Origin of the sequence: Pedobacter deserti, from assembly GCF_024436415.1 — a bacterium.
Lineage (GTDB): Bacteria > Bacteroidota > Bacteroidia > Sphingobacteriales > Sphingobacteriaceae > Pedobacter > Pedobacter faecalis.
Window position 1 is genome coordinate 1,167,532 of record NZ_JAFMZQ010000001.1, and the last position, 17,629, is coordinate 1,185,160.

Below are 17,629 nucleotides of genomic sequence, written 5' to 3' on the forward strand. Positions count from 1 at the left end.
TCCTTGAAAAGGTTAGCGCTGATCTTTCTTTTATTAGCTATTGGCGGTTCCGGGCTGCTTCGCGCTCAGGTTAGTCCCGGGCGGGTGACCTCAGATACCTTAAAGAACACCTTTGGCCTCAGAGAAAGGCGGCTACTGGGCACAGGTTCGCTCAGCAAGCCTTTTGCTCCCCTTCCGGGTAATATTACCCGTCAGGTTGAATACGATGCGGCCAACAAGCGTTATGTCATCAGGCAGCTTATCGGCGGCCGGGCATTCGGACTGCCACAGTATTTAAGCATTACGGAGTACCAGCGCCTGGTGGAAAGCGAGATCAAGCGGGAAAACTGGAAGCGACTGTCGGACAAGGAGGTAGCTGAGGTGCGCAGGACAGGCGTGATACCGAGCCTTAAAGTTAACAGTGAGGCTTTTGAGCGTATTTTTGGTGGAAATACGATTGATATTCAGCCGCGCGGTGAAGCCGAGCTGACTTTTTTAGGGCGGATCAACAGAAATGAGAACCCGCTGTTTAATGAGCGCCAGCGCGTTCAGGGAAATTTCGATTTTAACCAGCGCATCCAGATGGATGTGATCGGGAATATCGGGACCAAACTGAAGGTGAACATGAACTATAACACCGAGGCTCAGTTTGATTTCGAAAACCGGATCAAGATAGACTATACAGGTGGTGAGGACGATATCATCAAGAAAATTGAGGCGGGAAATGTGAGCCTGCCGCTAAACACTACACTAATTACGGGAACACAGGCGCTCTTTGGGGTAAAAACGCAATTGCAGTTTGGAAGGCTCAGTGTAAACACCATATTCAGTCAGCAGAAATCGCAATCAAGGGAGATTGTGATTAATAATGGCGCCCAGCAAAACGAGTTCCGTATCTCCGGGGATAACTATGAGGCTAATAAACATTTCTTCCTGGCCCAGTACTTTCGCAACAACTATAACCGGGCACCGGCTACGGCGCCGGTGATCACATCCAACGTTATTATCACGAAAATTGAGGTCTGGATCACTAACAAGGCGGGTACAACCCAGGATTCGAGAGATATACTCGCGCTGATTGACCTCGGCGAGAACAGCCCCTTTAACACTACTCTGGTAAGCGGGGCCGGTTATACCGCTTTACCTTCCGGGTTTTCAAATCCGTTGTTTCCAAGGTCGTCCAACAATTTACTTGAGAATTTACCAGCAGATGCCAGACAAGCGAACTCGAACGCGGCACTCTCTTATTTTCAGGGAACCGGAGGTACAGACAATTTCGCGAAGCTTACGTATGCCCGGAAGCTTGCCGACCGGGAGTTTACCTTTCACCCGAAACTGGGTTATATCTCGTTGAACAATGCATTGAATGCCGACGAGGTTTTGGCGGTTGCCTATCGCTATACCTATAACGGGGTGGAGTACCAGGTGGGTGAGTTTTCCACCGATGTTCCTTACGATCAGGCTACACCTAACGTGCTGTTTGCAAAGCTTCTTAAAAATGAAACGACGAAGACCAGTCTGCCGACCTGGGATTTAATGATGAAAAATATCTACGCGATCGGAGGATACCAGATCAGTCCCCAGAATTTCAGACTGGATATTTTCCGTATAGATGAGGCCAGCGGCGTGGAAAGGCCCGTGATTACCGAAGGCGAGCGTCTGGATGCTGATAACAGACCGTTGCGGGATAAGCAATGGATTCAGGTGCTTGGGCTTGACCGGCTGAATCAGCAGGATGAACTGAAACCGGACGGGATATTTGATTTTGAAGCCGAGAACAAGCCTTTTGACCCACGTTCAAACACTGCGCAGACCTCGTCGGCGATTGCCCCGGGGACAGCGGCGTCAGGGAGCAGCAATACGTCGCTGGTCACGAATATGACAAACGGATATATAACCATAGATCCTTTTAATGGAAGGATTATTTTTCCTGTCATTGAACCTTTTGGCAAGGATCTGGCCGATCAGTTCCTGCCCTCTGAACAGGCGCTTATAGACAGGTATACTTATCCCGCACTGTATGACTCGACGAAAGTCATCGCGCAGCAGTTGTTTACGCGCCAGAACAGGTATATCATCAAAGGTAATTACCAGTCAGATATATCATCTGAGTTTAGCCTGAATGCTATAAATGTGCCAGAGGGCTCGGTACGTGTATTTTCAGGCACCATCCCGCTTCAGGAAGGGGTCGACTATACGGTAGACTACCAGGGCGGCCGGGTCAAAATCCTGAACACGGGCGTACTGTTGTCGGGCCAGCCGGTCCGGATCTCGACGGAGAACAATGAATTGTTCGGACTTCAGCAACGCTCGCTTTTCGGTACGCGGCTAGATTACCGGGTGAACAATAAATGGAATATCGGCGGTACGCTGATGAATCTGACGGAGAAGCCGCTTACACCCAAAGTAAACATAGGCGAGGAACCGATATCGAATACGATCTGGGGGATGGACCTGAATTACAGTTCCAACTCCAGGTTTCTGACGAGGCTGATCGACAGGCTCCCCCTGATTTCTACTAAGGCTCCTTCAAGCATTACTTTCGCGGGAGAGTTTGCCCAACTGATGCCTGGCCATCCGCGCGCGCTGAATTTCGCGGGGAAAGCGGGAGGGGTAAGTTATTTAGATGATTTCGAGGGTTCGAGGTCGATAATAGATCTAAAAAGCTCCATTGCCTGGCAGTTGTCGGGCACCCCGCAGCTTTTCCCCGAATCGCAACTAGTAAACGACCTGGCTTACGGCTATAACAGGGCCCGGATCGCTTTTTACAATATCGATCCATTGTTCTATGGCAGGGGCGGCGGTGAAATCCCAGCGGGTATCCGGGGGAACCGGAATGAGCTTTCTAACCACTATGTGAGGGAGATCGTAGAGCAGGAGGTGTTTCCGTTTAAAGAGATCGCAACGGGCCAGCCGGTGATGTTGCCGACACTGGACATTGCCTTTTATCCTAAGGTAAGGGGGCCATACAATTTCAGCACAACGGGCTTTAATGCTGATGGCTCACTGAATAATCCGCGCTCGAGATGGGGAGGGTTGTTTCGCAGAATTGAAACAAACGATTTTGAAGCGCTGAACATCGAATTCATTGAGCTTTGGGTCATGGATCCCTTTATTTACAAGCCGAATTCGGAAGGCGGGGACCTGTACTTCAATTTGGGGAATCTTTCTGAGGATATTTTAAAAGACGGGCGGAAGTCGCTCGAAAACGGCCTGCCTGCAAACGCCGACCCGTCTAAGTACGACGAGACCAATTGGGGAAGGGTGCCTAAGCTACAGCCAGTAGTGCAGGCATTCGACAATGATCCTGAAGCCAGAAGAATACAGGACGTTGGGCTTGACGGCTTGAGCAGTGAACAGGAGCGTACTAAGTTTGCGGCCCAGATCAATCAGATCAAAGCACAGTTAAATCCGGATGCGGCTGCCGCCCTGGATGCCGATCCTTCATCGGACGACTACTCCTATTACAGATCGAGAGCGCTTGACCAGGAAAACGCGGGGATATTGCGACGCTACCAACGCTATAACGGGACAGAAGGAAATTCCAAAACACCTCAGCAGTCGCAGCAGGACTTTGGTGTGGAGAATTCAGCCTCGACTTCTTTGCCTGATGGCGAGGATGTAAATCGCGATAACAACATGACGCAGAGCGACGAGTATTTCCAGTACAAGGTGTCGATGCGTCCCGGCGATCTGATGGTGGGGCAAAACTTCATTACCGATAAGGTTACGTCGCAGGTGAAGCTGGCCAACGGTTCAACCCAGCCTGTTACCTGGTACCAGATCAGGATCCCACTAGCACAGTACCAGCAGCGTGTGGGCAATATCCCCGATTTTAAGTCGATACGCTTTATACGTATGTTTATGACCAATTTTGCAGATACTGCAATTTTGCGGTTTGGCAAGATTCAACTGATCCGTGGAGAATGGCGGCAGTATAACGCAGCCAATGAGGGAGATAAAGTTATCGCCGATCAGGCATTGGTTCCCGCAGCGCCTGATAACTCTACCATAGAGGTGGCAACCGTGAATATCGAGGAAAATGGTAAGCGTAGCCCGATCCCTTACGTGGTGCCACCGGGTATAGAACGGGAGCGTAACCTTACCGATTTTAGGGGGGATGCGCGTCAGAATGAACAATCGCTCGCGCTTACTGTGAGAAATTTGCGTGATGGCTATGGAAGGGCGGCATTTAAAACGGCGATCAATGATTTCAGATCGTACCGGCGTCTGGAAATGTTTATCCACGCCGAAGCACTGGGGAGCGGTATATTAAGCGACAGCGATTTGAGTGCTTTTTTGCGGATAGGTACCGACAATCAGGATAATTATTACGAATATTCACTGCCCCTTCGGGTAACGCAGCCGGGGACAAGTGATCCGGACGCCATATGGCCGCAGCAGAACAAGATGGACATCGAGCTGGAATCTTTCCAGCATGCGAAACTGGCCAGGAACAAGGCCTTGCTCGGCGGGCAGCCATGGCCCGTGAACGTTCCTTTCGACTATGTGGAAAACGGGCGGACCATTACCATTAAAGGTCAGCCCGACATGAGCAAGGTAAGGGTTTATATGCTTGGCGTTAAAAACCCCCTGCGGACCGGCACCGGGAGCGACGACGGACTGGATAAGAATGCGCTTGTGTGGTTTAATGAGCTGCGGCTTACGGAATTTGACGAGCGGGGAGGATGGGCCGCAAATGCACGGATGAATGCGCAGCTGGCGGATTTTGCAGATGTTAATATTTCCGGAAGCAAATCGACCATAGGATTTGGCTCTATTGAGAAACGCGTGAGTGAACGAAACCGGGCAGATCACGTGTTTTTTGACGTCTCATCCAGCATGGAGCTGGGGATGCTGCTACCCAAAAAGACGGGGATTAAGATTCCTATGTTCGTTAGCTACTCAAGTCAGGTGAGCACACCGCAGTTTGATCCGAGGACGCCGGATATTGAACTGAAGAACTCGCTTGAGGGTGCGACGAAGGAAGAAAAGAAGGAGGTGCTGAACTATGCACAGGACTATACCACCCGAAACAGCATCAGCTTTAATAATGTGAGGAAGGAGCGGACGGACTTGGAAAGAAATCCGCGGTTGTGGGATGTTGAGAACCTGAACGTGAGTTATGCACAGACGAAGTACCTGCACCGAGATTTCATCAATCAGCACAGTGTGCAGCATACTTACAGAGCATCACTGGCCTATAATTATTCCGGCCAGTCGCGCAATTATCAACCCTTTGACCGCATCATTAAATCTAACATGCTTGCGTTGCTTAAAGAGTTCAATTTCAGCTTACTGCCGAATTCCATAAATTTCAGGATCGATCTGGACCGGTATTATTCTGAGAACAGTCTGCGTAATAATGATCCGGCAAACTATATTCCGGTGAACACGACTTTCAACAAGAATTTCCTGGTTACACGGGTTTATGGCATCTCCTGGAATTTGTCGAGGTCGATGACACTAGACTTCGATGCCACCAATTATTCTATTATTGATGAGCCAGAGGGAAGACTGGATCGCTCTAAGCGGGACACAGTGTGGCAAAATTTGCTTCGGCTGGGTCGCACCACGGATTACAGTCATAATATGAACCTGACGTACAACCTCCCGGTAAACAAGCTCCCGGGTCTGAATTGGGTTAACATTGCGACCCGATACGGTACAACTTTTAACTGGCAGGCTGAGCCGTTGTCGACCTTGAGGAACCCGTACATAGATATGGGAAATACCATTCAGAATTCGCGGATTATACAGATTAATCCCAACCTTAATCTGGCAGGTTTATACAATAAGTTTGGCTTTGTAAGGCGCGCAGGGTCAGATGGCTCAGGGCCGGGCTTTTTAGTCGGGTTGCTTACAGGTGTGCGAAATATTGTGGGAGCTTATACGCAAAGCAAGGGAACGTTTTTACCAGGCTATCTGCCCGGCTCCAGTTTCTTTGGTATAGATGATGTGACGGGCGCACCGGGTCTGGGTTTTGTTTTCGGAAGTCAGCGCGACATTCGAAACACAGCAATGCTGCATGGCTGGCTAACCAGAGATACGCTTCAGTCGCAGTTGTACATTAACACGCTGCGGGAAGACCTGAGCTTCACCAATCTGCTGGAACCGCTCAGAGACCTGACCATCACACTTACTCTGAATAAGAATCAGACCAGAAACTTTTCCACGAACTTCCGGTACGACGCTGAGATGGGCGGTTTTGAGAATCAGAGTCCGTACACTACGGGTGATTACAGTATCTCTTTTATATCGCTGAAGACTGCATTTTCTGATGGTACAGGAAGTACGGTTTCGAAAGTTTTTGGTCGGTTTATGGAAAACCGGCAGGTGATTTCGCAGCGTCTCGGTGCATTAAACCCGAATTCGGCAGGCGGGGGCGGGTTTGCCGACGGATACAGCAAGGATGCGCAGGATGTAGTTGTACCAGCGTTCCTGGCCGCGTATACAGGTAAACCGGCTTCTTCAGTTAGCTTAAATACCATGCCGTCGGTGCCTCTGCCCAACTGGCGTTTGAATTATCGCGGCCTTACGCGAATTCCGTTTCTCGGGGAGCGTTTCAGTTCCATAGACCTGCGGCATTCGTATCGCTCTGCCTATAGTGTGAACAGTTTCAATACACTGATCCGTTACGAGGAGCTGAACGGATATTCCAGGACGCGAGATGCGAACGGGAACTTCCTGCCTAAATATCAGTATAACCAGGTAACAATTGCAGAACAATTTGCCCCCCTTATTGGCGTTGATGCACGATTGAAAAGCAACCTGACGGCCAACTTTGAGATCGGAAGGTCGAGGCTGCTCGGTTTGAGCCTGGCCAACAGCCAGCTGGCACAGCTTTCGGAGAACAACATGATCTTCGGCTTAGGTTACCGTACCAACAAGTTCCGTTTCCCGTTCGGAATGTTCCCGGGACTGAAGATGGATAACAATATGGACTTTAAGCTTGATGTGGCACTGAGGGACAATAAAACGGTCATTTACCGGCCGGATGTTCTTGAGGCGGAGGTTTCCTCTGGTGCAAAGAACATAACGCTTCGGCCCACTGTTGACTATGTGCTGAACCAGCGGTTTAATTTCCGGATATTCTACGATTCGAATGTTACCCGGCCTTATACCTCTCAGAGCTTCAATACGGCATATAGCAACTTTGGATTTAGTTTGAGGATTACCCTTAATTAGGATTGTTATAAAGTGTTAGATTAATTACCTTTGAACACACGGTTTGACCGCTGTTACATAAAAAAACTCGAGATATTTAAACAACAACAAGATGAATTTTCCATCAGAATTAAAGTACACAAAGGACCATGAATGGTTGAGGGTTGAAGGTGGCGAGGCCTATATTGGCATCACTGACTTTGCACAGCGCGAACTTGGCGACATCGTTTACATCGATGTAAACACATTAGGTGAGGAAGTAAGTAAAGACGAGGTATTCGGAACCGTGGAAGCGGTTAAAACCGTTTCGGATCTGTTCATGCCGGTTAGTGCTACGGTGCTTGAGGTAAACCCTGCGCTGAACGATAATCCTGAACTGGTTAATTCTGATCCTTATGGACAGGGCTGGATGGTGAAGGTTTCTCTTACGGATCCGTCGGAAGTAGATGGCCTGTTGAATGCTGAAGGCTACCAGGCATTGGTAGGTGCCTGATAAATGAATAAAATGCAAGCATTGAAGTATCAAAGCTGGGCTGTAATATGGACGGTCCTGATACTGATATTTTGCAATATGAAAATGCCTGACACCGGTGTGTCGGGCATTTTTTTTGAAGGATTTGATAAGCTTGCCCATCTCGGCTTTTTCTACATCCTCACGATATTGCTGTTTTACGGTAAGATAAAACACCAGCATAGCTACAGTTTCCGTTCGCTGACCATCTTCAAGATCATTGTGATCACTTCGCTTGTAGGAGGGGGGATCGAGATTCTTCAGTGGAAGGTTTTTACTTACCGCTCTGCCGAGTGGTGGGATTTTGGCTGTGATATGCTTGGAGTTGCCATGGGTGTGTTCAGCTATGTGCTGTTGCACCGGAAGAATGTAGTTAGTTAGTCCCTGATATGAGAACATTATATTCGGTAATTTTTCTTGCGCTGCTCATGTTTGTTCTGAACGGCTGCGGTCTGTTCAGGCAAGGCTGCGATTGTCCGAAGGTAAGCTATCGGTCTTTCGGTAAATAAACTGTCATCCTTGGTGCGGGCGGTCTCGTTATTTGGATTTATTATAGATAAAGGGTATCTTGCCTGTCAAATAACTCCGTATAGCACAAATGAAACTTTCACAGCTTAAACCTGGTGAACAGGCTACAATTATTTCGTTTACAGATCTGGAGATGTCAGTAAAGCTGATGGAAATGGGCTGTCTTCCGGGTGAAGTGGTGGAGATAGAGCGCTTCGCTCCGATGGGTTGCCCTGTCGCCATCCGCATTGCGGGATACCAGCTCTGCTTGCGGAAGAGTGAGGCGTCCATGATCATAATCGAACAATAAGCTTTGACTGAATACATTAAAATAGCGTTGGTTGGGAACCCCAACACAGGAAAATCTACGCTCTTTAACCTCCTTACCGGACTTAATCAAAAAATCGGTAATTTCCCCGGAATAACGGTCGACAAAAAGGTAGGCTATTGCAAATTGTCTGCCGACCGCAAAGCGGAGATCATCGACCTGCCGGGTACTTATAGTCTTTATCCGAAAAGCAGGGACGAGCGAATTGTACTGCAGGTCCTCGCGGATAGGAACAATCCAGGTTTTCCCGACGTGGTTATTGTGGTGGCAGATGCGACTAACCTTAGGCGGAATCTGCTTCTGTATACCCAGGTAGCAGATATGGGGGTGCCTGTTATCCTAGCCTTGAATATGACTGATATGGCCAAACGTGCGGGGATCGACATTGATGTTGATAAGCTCTCTGAACGCCTTGGTGTTCAGGTTGTCCCGATTTCAGCGCGTAGCAATATTGGGCTTGATCAGTTGAAAACGGCCGTGGCAAACACCACCCGCATTCCGACACAGTTGCCGGGTGCAGACCTAAGTATTCTGGCACCTGAGGCGCGCCGGGAGGCGAAGGCGATATTGCAGATAGACAACGACTACCTGGCCTTACAGATGCTGCATCAGCATCGGGACCTGGATATCTTTACGGAGGAGGAACATGCTGCACTTGATGGGATCCGCAGTGGTCAGGCTTTTGAGAGCGCCAAGCTTCAAGCGGCCGAGACAATAGCCCGGTACAGGTACCTCGGCACCGTGTTAAGTGGTGTGATGAAGGACACAGGTGCCGCCAGGAAGTTTACTTTCAGTGACAGGCTGGATGCCGTGCTAACCCATAAGGTTTGGGGTTTCCTGATCTTTATTGGGCTTTTGTTTTTCATATTCAATTCAATTTTCGCCTGGTCGTCATATCCGATGGACATGATTGAGGGTGCTTTTCTGTTTCTGACGGAATATGGTCATGCACATTTGCCTGAAGGCGTGCTGTCGAGCCTGCTAATCGACGGTGTACTGGCAGGTCTCGGTGGTGTGGTGATTTTTATCCCGCAGATCGCTATTCTCTTCGCCTTTATTTCGATACTTGAAGATACCGGATATATGGCCAGGGTGACATTCATGATGGATAAGATCATGAGAAGGTTTGGTCTGAGTGGCAAATCGGTGGTGCCCATGATCGGCAGTCTGGCCTGTGCGGTGCCTTCTATTATGAGTGCACGTACTATAGAAAGCTGGAAGGACCGGATCATTACGATTATGGTAGTCCCGCTGGTCAGTTGCTCTGCCCGTCTGCCTGTTTATACCTTGCTGATATCGCTTGTAGTGCCAGAAGATACGGTTTGGGGCTTTATTAATCTGCAGGGCCTGACCTTGATGGGCATGTATGTAATCAGCATCGTGGCAGCTGTCGTGGTGGCAGCGGTAATGAAGTTCCTGATTAAGGCGAAGGAAAGATCATATTTCATTATGGAATTGCCGGTTTACCGCATGCCCAGATGGTCTAATGTCATCTATACCATGTATGAGAAGTCGAAGACCTTTGTTGTTGAAGCTGGTAAAGTGATTATCGCAATATCTATTGTGCTGTGGGTACTGGCGTCGTACGGTCCCTCAGAAAGGATGGAGGCTATAGATCAAAAATACGCCGTGCTGGAGGCTCGCCAGGATAGTACCGTAGTGGAGACTCTGGAGCGGGATAAATCTGCCGAGTACCTGGAGAATTCGTATGCCGGTATTTTGGGGCATGCCATTGAACCTGCCATACGGCCATTGGGTTTCGATTGGAAGATCGGGATATCACTAATTACCTCTTTTGCCGCCCGTGAGGCGTTTGTGGGCACAATGGCGACGATCTATAGTGTGGGTGACGCGGAAGAGACTGACACCATCCGGAACAAAATGAGAAACGCAGTAGACCCTGACACGGGTTTGCCAATCTTTACTTTTGCAACTGCGTTTTCACTTATGCTTTTCTATGCTTTTGCTATGCAGTGCATGAGTACGGTAGCGGTAGTGTATCGTGAAACAAAGTCATGGAAGTGGCCGCTTATACAGCTAACCTATATGACGCTTCTGGCTTATGTCGCCAGTTTGATCGCCTATCAGCTATTGAAGTAAATTGGTTATCTTGCAGTGTGGATAAGGTTGCTATTTTAGCTCAGCATATGCCGGCGGTGGCGGCACCGATGATAGCACGATGGATCGATTATTTCCAATGTGAGTTCACCATATCGAAGGGCAGGGCTACGAAGCTTGGCGATTACCGGCATCCCTTTAAAGGGCTTGGGCATAAGATTTCAGTAAACAGGACATTGAATCCTTATGCTTTTTTGGTGACAACGGTGCATGAATTTGCTCATTTGGTGACCTGGAACGAGTATAAGAACCGTGTTAAACCGCATGGTGGCGAGTGGAAGCGCAACTTTCAGCGGATGATGGCTCCTTTTCTTGAACGCGACGTTTTCCCTGATGACCTAAGCCGTGCTATAGCAAGTTACCTGAATAACCCTGCGGCAGCTAGTTGCACCGACCTTAAGCTTTCAAGAGCGTTAAAAAAATATGATTTAAGCGCTGATGGCGTGTTTAAACTCGAAGAACTGCCGCCGGATGCGGTGTTCAGTATCAAAGACGGCCGACGGTTTAGAAAGGGCGAACGCTTGCGGAAGCGCTACAGGTGCACATGCCTGGACAACGGAAAGATCTATCTTTTTAATCCTCTTGCTGAAGTTTTTGACGTTCCTGCCACTGCTTAGCAAAGGACTTTTCCGATACTAGCGGCATTTCCCTGTATTTTCCCCACTTCTTCCTGAACAGGTATTTCAAAAGAAAGTTTTTGATGCGACCACCAAACCTGTCCATCAGTGAGCGCCGCTGCATTCCTGTTTTCCACATCTTCCAGCCAATCTCCTCGGCTTTTGTATTGCTGCCACTGGAAGCCGCGTCGCGGCGGTTCAACAGGAGCATTTTATGGATGTCGATCTTCACGGGACAAACTTCAGAACATTTACCACACAGGCTCGAGGCATAACTCAGGTGCTTAAAGTTCTTCATCCCCTGGAAATGTGGGGTAATGATGGATCCGATTGGTCCGCTATACGTAGTGTTATAGGTGTGACCGCCAATATTTTTATACACGGGGCAGGCGTTCAGGCAAGCACCGCAGCGGATGCAATAGAGTCCCTGGCGCTGGTCTTTCTGTGCGAGCAGCTTCGTTCTGCCGTTGTCGAGCAGTATAACATACATCTCCTCCGGGCCATCTGTTTCGTCACCTCTTCTGGGTCCGCTGAGAACGGTATTGTAAACTGTTAAGTTCTGCCCGGTTCCATGGCTCGCTAAAAGCGGCCAGAACAAATCCAAATCGGCGATGGAAGGGATCAGCTTTTCGATACCGACCACCGCAATGTGAATCTTTGGGAAGGTGGTGGAAAGCCGGGCATTCCCTTCGTTTTCCGTAAGTGCTATGCTGCCCGTATCGGCGATCAGAAAGTTACCTCCGGTAATGCCTATGTCGGCAGTCAGATACTTGTCCCGAAGCAATTCCCGCGCTTTCTGGGTGAGCTGCTCCGGTGTATAGTCTACCGGCGTGCCGAACTTCTCATGAAAGAGCTGAGCGATCTCCTCTTTGCTAAGATGCATGGCAGGGGTTACAATATGGTATGGGTGCTGGCCAAGCAGCTGTACGATGTATTCGCCCAGGTCGCTCTCTAGCGATTCGATGTTGTTTTTCTCGAGAAATTCGTTCAGGTGAATTTCTTCGGTGGTCATAGATTTGGACTTTATTACAGATTTTCCGCCGGCATTATTGATGATATTTAATATCTCTTTCTGTGCCTCTGCAGCGTCGTTGGCCCAGATCACTTTACCACCTCTGCGCTGGAAGTTAGCTTCAAACTCCGGAAGATATTTATCCAGATTCTCCATAACGCGCCACTTGATCGCATGTGCCTTCTTCTTAGAGTTCTCCAGATTTTCAAATCTGGACAGTCCGCGTTCCACAGCAGTATTGTACTTGCCAATATTGTAATTAATGGTGGTACGGTGACCGAGATCGAAAGCCTTTTCGTCCGATTTTACTAGAAACTCCTCTGCAATATTCATCGTGTCGCTGCTGTGAAAATAGATTGTTATAAAGCTAACGGTTTGCTGTGGTTATTGTTTTGGGGTGCCGTCCTCATTCTTATCCACCGCTGGCCGTTTTGCCCCGTTTGCAAGCTCCCAAGCAGTAAAATAAACCAGTTGGGCCCGCTTTGCAAGCATCGGAAAGTCAATTTTACTTACTTCGTCGCCAGGCTGGTGATAATCGTCGTGCACACCGTTGAAATAGAAGATCACCGGAATTCCGTGCTTGGCAAAATTGTAATGATCAGAACGGTAGTAGAACCTGTTTGGGTCTGTACGGTTGTTATAACGCTCGTCCAGGTTGATATTTACATAGTCCTTGTTTGCCTTTTTTCCAATCCTGTCAAGTTCTGTACTTAACATGTCCGAGCCTATAATATAAACGAAGTTGTTATCGCCGGCGTGATCGGCATCGCCGCGGCCAATCATATCGATGTTGAGGTTGGTAACCGTATTTGCCAGCGGAAATATGGGATGATCTGAATACCATTCTGATCCGAGCAAGCCTTTTTCTTCGCCGGTAACGGTCATGAACAAAATACTTCTTTTAGGGCCTTTACCAGCCTTTTTCGCTTTCATAAAGGCATCTGCAATGAGAAGAACGCCTGTGGTCCCTGAGCCGTCGTCATCCGCACCATTGTTGATCTTATCATCGCCTTTTACGCCCGGGGTGATACCGATATGATCGTAATGCGCCGTAATAACCAGAACTTCATCTTTCAGTTTTGGATCAGAGCCTTCAAGGTAGCCCAGCACGTTTTCAGCGCGTACTTTTTTCTCGCTTTTGCTAGCGCTGATATTGATTTGGGTTTTGATCACTTGCGTGGCGGGTTTGCCGCTTGTCCTGATTCTGGCTTTAACAGCTTCCAGATCCGTGCCCGCCGATTTAAGGATTCGGTTGGCCGTAGCCGTGGTGATGGTAACTACAGGCATTGATTGCGGCTGATTTAGTCGCGCAACGTTTTCTTCGCTCTTCATCACCATTTGATCTTCACTGAGGTATGCCTTCAAATTGTCAGGCATGACGTCCACAGCCGGATCAATAACCAGCACCGCCGCTGCGCCGTTCTCGGCCAAATATCTTAATTTAGTATTCAAGGCAGCGCTTACAGCACGGGCGTTATTGTCTGTACGCTGACCGTCAGGCCTGCCGGATTTTAGGATGAGGACGATCTTGCCGGCTATGGTTTGATCTTTGTAATCGTTGTAACCTTCCGTATTGAGGCCATATCCTGCAAACAATACATCCTGGCTGCTCAGGTTGTATCCTTTTATACTGACGGCCTGAGGCATGTTGTAGAAATCAGTGATGGGCATAGCAGCTTGTCCGGCGATCAAGAGCTGCTGGTTGAGGCTAAACGAGGCCATATCTACGGGCTGAAAGTAGTCACCGTTGACCGGCCCCTTAAGTCCAATAGCTTTAAAGTGATTTCTGATGTATTCAGCCGCCATCCAACCGCCCTCGGTTCCTGTTTCGCGACCTTCGTAGGCATCGGATGCCAGAACTGAAAGATGCTTATAAGCCGCATCTTTATTGACATGCTTTCCGAATTTAATTGCCTCTTTGTTTTGTCCGTATCCGTTGAGGCTGGCCAGAAGGACAGCTGCAATATATAAGTATCTGTACATTAGCATGAAATTTTATTTACCCTGGCCGCGTGCCGGCCTCCCTCAAAGGGTGTGTTTATAAATGTCGTGGTCATTTGCCTGGCAAGATCAAGAGAGACAAATCTGGCCGGAATACAAAGGACGTTGGCATCATTATGCTGTCGTGCAAGGGCGGCCAGTTCGTTCAGCCAGCAAATCGCCGCACGTATCTGCTGGTGTTTATTTGCGCTGATTGCCACACCATTTGCGCTGCCGCAGATCAGGATGCCAAGCGTATACGCCTTGGATTCCACTGCTGAAGCAACCGGGTGGGCGAAATCCGGATAATCCACAGAATCCAGTGAATGGGTGCCGAAGTCTTTCAGCTCATAAGCGCTTAAAAATTCCTTCAGGGCTTCTTTGTATTCAAAGCCGGCGTGGTCTGCGCCGATGGCTATTTTAATTTTCGTATTATCAGACATACCTGTATTTTTTATTAATATACAATTTGTTTCCTAGTTTGCCGCACTGTATAGTTCCCTTTTTCTTTTGTTTTCAATATGGGCAGAGATATAAATACTCACCTCATATAATATAAATAAAGGCAGGGCTACGATCATCATGGTAAAGGGGTCGGCCGTTGGGGTAACTACTGCTGCCACAATCAAAATGATCACAACGGCATATCTTCTGCTTGAACGCATAAAGGCCGGAGTCATTACGCCAAGTTTTGACAATACAAAAATAATGACTGGCAGCTGAAAGATCAGACCTGAGCCCAGCGTCAATGTCATAATCGATGACAGGTAAGAATCGATGGTGAAGGTGTTCTCAATATCCGGGCTCACTGTAAAATTTGTGAGAAAATTTATAGAAAGCGGGCAAATGAGGTAATAGCCAAAAAGAATTCCCAAAAAGAAAAGAAACGAAGCAAAGAATACAAAACCACTTGCCGATTTTCGTTCGTTGTCGTGCAAGGCAGGCTTCACGAACAACCAGATTTCGAAGAGAAGGTATGGAACCCCTAGTATAACACCGGCCATCACACAGGAGTTTAGCTGTAAGGTAAACTGCCCGGACATCTGTGTGTTGATGATCTTGGCGTCGATCTTCGTAATGCAAAATTCTGAACCTATCGATGGAAAGCGTTCATAAAGCTGGCACATCATTTTATAGGTCCAGAAATCAGGGTTTTTGGGGCCCATGATCACTTCATTGAAGATGAAGTCTGAAAAGTAAAACGCACCAATGGTCAACACAAAGATAACGGCCAGTGCCCTAAGCAAATGTTTTCGCAGGATATCGATATGGTCGAAGAAAGACATTTCGGCTTCAAGCGTCTTTCCTTTCTCCTTTATTGCGCCAATCAGTTTCTTCGTTCTAGTTTCGCTCATAATATGTTAAGCAAAAATACCATTCTAATTTTATTTAGAATGGTATTTCCGGTATATATCAAAATAAATCCTTTAGCTATCGTTATTCTGAAAATTCGAAGGTTTCCATGAACTTGGTAGTGAAGTTACCGGCCCTGAAATTGGGGTCTTTCATCAGCTTCATGTGGAAAGGTATCGTTGTTTTTACCCCTTCAATCACGAACTCGCTCAAGGCACGTTCCATGGTACTTATGGCTTCTTCTCTGGTTTGTGCAACGCAGATAAGTTTGGCGATCATAGAGTCATAATTTGGCGGAATCTGGTAGCCTGCATAGACGTGTGTATCGACGCGGACGCCATGTCCACCCGGAGAATGGAAGTTGGTTATTTTACCCGGGCTCGGACGGAAATTATTAAAGGGGTCTTCGGCGTTGATGCGGCATTCTATAGCGTGCATATCCGGCATGTAGTTTCTGCCGGAAATAGGTACACCCGAGGCAACCTTGATTTGCTCCTTGATGAGGTCGTAATTGATAACTTCCTCAGTTACCGGATGCTCCACCTGTATCCGGGTGTTCATTTCCATGAAATAGAAGTTGCGATGTTTGTCGACCAGGAATTCAATGGTTCCAGCGCCTTCATACTGCACCGCAATAGCTCCCTTGATAGCAGCTTCACCCATTTTTTCCCGGAGTTCGGGGGTCATAAACGGAGAAGGGGCTTCTTCTACAAGTTTCTGGTGGCGCCGTTGTATAGAACAGTCGCGCTCCGAAAGGTGACAGGCCTTACCATATTGATCGCCTATAACCTGGATTTCGATATGTCTCGGATCTTCAATGTATTTCTCCATATAAAGTCCGTCGTTACCAAAAGCGGCTCCAGACTCCTGTTTGGCACTGTCCCATGCATTTTCGAAATCTTCATCTTTCCATACCACGCGCATTCCGCGGCCACCGCCACCTGCAGTAGCTTTCAGAATTACCGGGTATCCGATCTCATTGGCCAGCTTTATACCTTCCTTGATGTTATCAAGCAGGCCTTCCGACCCAGGAATCGTCGGCACACCAGCTTTTTTCATGGTTTCTTTGGCCGAAGCTTTGTCGCCCATCGAGTTGATCTGCTCAGGTGTGGCACCAATAAACTTAATTCCGTAGTCTCTGCATACGGAAGAAAACTTAGCGTTTTCTGACAGGAAGCCGTAGCCGGGATGTATGGCATCTGCGTTAGTCAACTCAGCCGCGGAAATAATATTTGGAATGCTTAAATAAGAATCTCTGCTTGGTGGTGGACCTATGCATACAGCTTCATCAGCGAATCGTACATGTAAGCTTTCGCGATCGGCCGTAGAATAAACCGCAACTGTCTTAATGCCCATTTCTTTACAGGTTCGGATAATGCGCAAAGCAATCTCGCCCCTGTTGGCAATTAATATTTTTTTAAACATAGAGTTTTATTTTCGTGGTCCCGTGTTCTGCAACGCGGGACATGTTCTGATAATAAAGATGTAGGTTATGCGCTGTGAAACCGACTGACCGACTAAACCGGCTCTACTAAAAATAGAGGCTGATCATATTCAACCGGGGAAGCATTGTCTACCAGTACTTTAACGATCCTTCCAGATACTTCGCTCTCAATCTCATTGAATAATTTCATTGCCTCTATGATGCAGATAACTTTTCCTGTGGAAATTTCATCGCCAACATTCACAAAGGCTGGTTTATCCGGACTGGATGAACGATAAAATGTTCCGATCATCGGAGATTTAACAGTGATATATTTTGAAGTGTCTTCAGTTGCAGGAGATTTGGCTTCCGGGGCCGCTGCCACAGGCTGAGGAGCGGCGGCCGCTGGCATAACATTAGCCGCAGGCGCAGGAGGTTGTACAGGAACTGTGGTCTGAATAACTGTAGGCGTTTGATTTGTTTTGATCGTGATCTTGAAATCATTTTGCTCTATAGCGACCTCGTTTACTCCCGAACGGGAAACAAATTTGATGAGTTCCTGAATCTGTTTAATATCCATTTTGGTGTTATTTAAGAAAACAATGTTTTTTTAGAATCAGCTAAGTTATGATAA

At 47.9% G+C, this 17,629-nt stretch carries 12 protein-coding genes; 6 read left to right on the forward strand and 6 right to left on the reverse strand.

Going from position 1 to position 17,629, the window contains the following annotated elements; all coding sequences use genetic code 11:
• Positions 1-3 precede the first annotated feature (3 nt).
• The 6 genes from sov (at position 4) to J3P40_RS05355 (ending at position 11,227) form a co-directional block, all read left to right on the forward strand.
• On the forward strand, positions 4-7,167 hold the full coding sequence (gene sov, locus J3P40_RS05330; protein ID WP_256003587.1) for a T9SS outer membrane translocon Sov/SprA: 7,164 nt from the start codon (positions 4-6) through the stop codon (positions 7,165-7,167).
• Positions 7,168-7,258: 91 nt separating this feature from the next.
• Positions 7,259-7,639, forward strand: coding sequence for a glycine cleavage system protein GcvH (gene gcvH, locus J3P40_RS05335; protein WP_256003589.1), 381 nt, complete (start codon positions 7,259-7,261; stop codon positions 7,637-7,639).
• A 78-nt stretch (positions 7,640-7,717) separates the two neighbouring features.
• Positions 7,718-8,038, forward strand: a complete 321-nt coding sequence (locus J3P40_RS05340) for a VanZ family protein (RefSeq protein WP_256003592.1) — start codon at positions 7,718-7,720, stop codon at positions 8,036-8,038.
• Between the two features lie 217 nt (positions 8,039-8,255).
• The gene (locus J3P40_RS05345; RefSeq protein WP_256003594.1) at positions 8,256-8,474 is read left to right on the forward strand and encodes a FeoA family protein; all 219 of its coding nucleotides are present in this window, start codon (positions 8,256-8,258) and stop codon (positions 8,472-8,474) included.
• Between the two features lie 3 nt (positions 8,475-8,477).
• On the forward strand, positions 8,478-10,592 hold the full coding sequence (gene feoB / locus J3P40_RS05350; protein ID WP_256003595.1) for a ferrous iron transport protein B: 2,115 nt from the start codon (positions 8,478-8,480) through the stop codon (positions 10,590-10,592).
• A gap of 17 nt (positions 10,593-10,609) precedes the next feature.
• Entirely contained in the window at positions 10,610-11,227 is a 618-nt protein-coding gene (locus tag J3P40_RS05355; protein ID WP_256003596.1) for a SprT-like domain-containing protein, read from the forward strand.
• On the opposite strand, the gene J3P40_RS05360 is transcribed toward J3P40_RS05355, so the two are convergent.
• The 6 genes from J3P40_RS05360 to accB form a co-directional block, all read right to left on the reverse strand.
• Positions 11,184-12,572 (reverse strand): LutB/LldF family L-lactate oxidation iron-sulfur protein, encoded by a 1,389-nt coding sequence (locus tag J3P40_RS05360; protein ID WP_256003597.1) that lies wholly within the window; start codon positions 12,570-12,572, stop codon positions 11,184-11,186. The two genes, J3P40_RS05355 and J3P40_RS05360, sit on opposite strands and share 44 nt — an antisense overlap.
• Positions 12,573-12,623: 51 nt before the next feature.
• A complete protein-coding gene (locus J3P40_RS05365) occupies positions 12,624-14,222 on the reverse strand; it encodes a M28 family peptidase (protein ID WP_256003598.1) in 1,599 nt (532 codons plus the stop codon).
• Complete coding sequence (gene rpiB / locus J3P40_RS05370) at positions 14,222-14,662, reverse strand: ribose 5-phosphate isomerase B (protein WP_256003599.1); 441 nt, start codon at positions 14,660-14,662, stop codon at positions 14,222-14,224. Before rpiB ends, J3P40_RS05365 begins: the two co-directional genes overlap by 1 nt.
• Positions 14,663-14,695: 33 nt before the next feature.
• A complete protein-coding gene (gene tatC, locus J3P40_RS05375) occupies positions 14,696-15,574 on the reverse strand; it encodes a twin-arginine translocase subunit TatC (protein ID WP_256003600.1) in 879 nt (292 codons plus the stop codon).
• A gap of 82 nt (positions 15,575-15,656) precedes the next feature.
• Complete coding sequence (gene accC / locus J3P40_RS05380) at positions 15,657-16,997, reverse strand: acetyl-CoA carboxylase biotin carboxylase subunit (RefSeq protein WP_256003601.1); 1,341 nt, start codon at positions 16,995-16,997, stop codon at positions 15,657-15,659.
• 92 nt (positions 16,998-17,089) lie between these two features.
• Positions 17,090-17,575, reverse strand: coding sequence for an acetyl-CoA carboxylase biotin carboxyl carrier protein (accB, locus tag J3P40_RS05385; protein WP_256003602.1), 486 nt, complete (start codon positions 17,573-17,575; stop codon positions 17,090-17,092).
• Positions 17,576-17,629 lie beyond the last annotated feature (54 nt).

What these genes read in the sequence shown, in the direction of transcription:
- gcvH (WP_256003589.1), top strand. Translation starts at nt 7,259, where the DNA reads ATGAATTTTCCATCAGAATTAAAGTACACAAAGGACCATGAATGGTTG.
- J3P40_RS05340 (WP_256003592.1), top strand. Translation starts at nt 7,718, where the DNA reads ATGAAAATGCCTGACACCGGTGTGTCGGGCATTTTTTTTGAAGGATTT.
- J3P40_RS05345 (WP_256003594.1), top strand. Translation starts at nt 8,256, where the DNA reads ATGAAACTTTCACAGCTTAAACCTGGTGAACAGGCTACAATTATTTCG.
- J3P40_RS05360 (WP_256003597.1), bottom strand. Translation starts at nt 12,572, where the DNA reads ATGAATATTGCAGAGGAGTTTCTAGTAAAATCGGACGAAAAGGCTTTC.
- J3P40_RS05365 (WP_256003598.1), bottom strand. Translation starts at nt 14,222, where the DNA reads ATGTACAGATACTTATATATTGCAGCTGTCCTTCTGGCCAGCCTCAAC.
- rpiB (WP_256003599.1), bottom strand. Translation starts at nt 14,662, where the DNA reads ATGTCTGATAATACGAAAATTAAAATAGCCATCGGCGCAGACCACGCC.
- tatC (WP_256003600.1), bottom strand. Translation starts at nt 15,574, where the DNA reads ATGAGCGAAACTAGAACGAAGAAACTGATTGGCGCAATAAAGGAGAAA.
- accC (WP_256003601.1), bottom strand. Translation starts at nt 16,997, where the DNA reads ATGTTTAAAAAAATATTAATTGCCAACAGGGGCGAGATTGCTTTGCGC.
- accB (WP_256003602.1), bottom strand. Translation starts at nt 17,575, where the DNA reads ATGGATATTAAACAGATTCAGGAACTCATCAAATTTGTTTCCCGTTCG.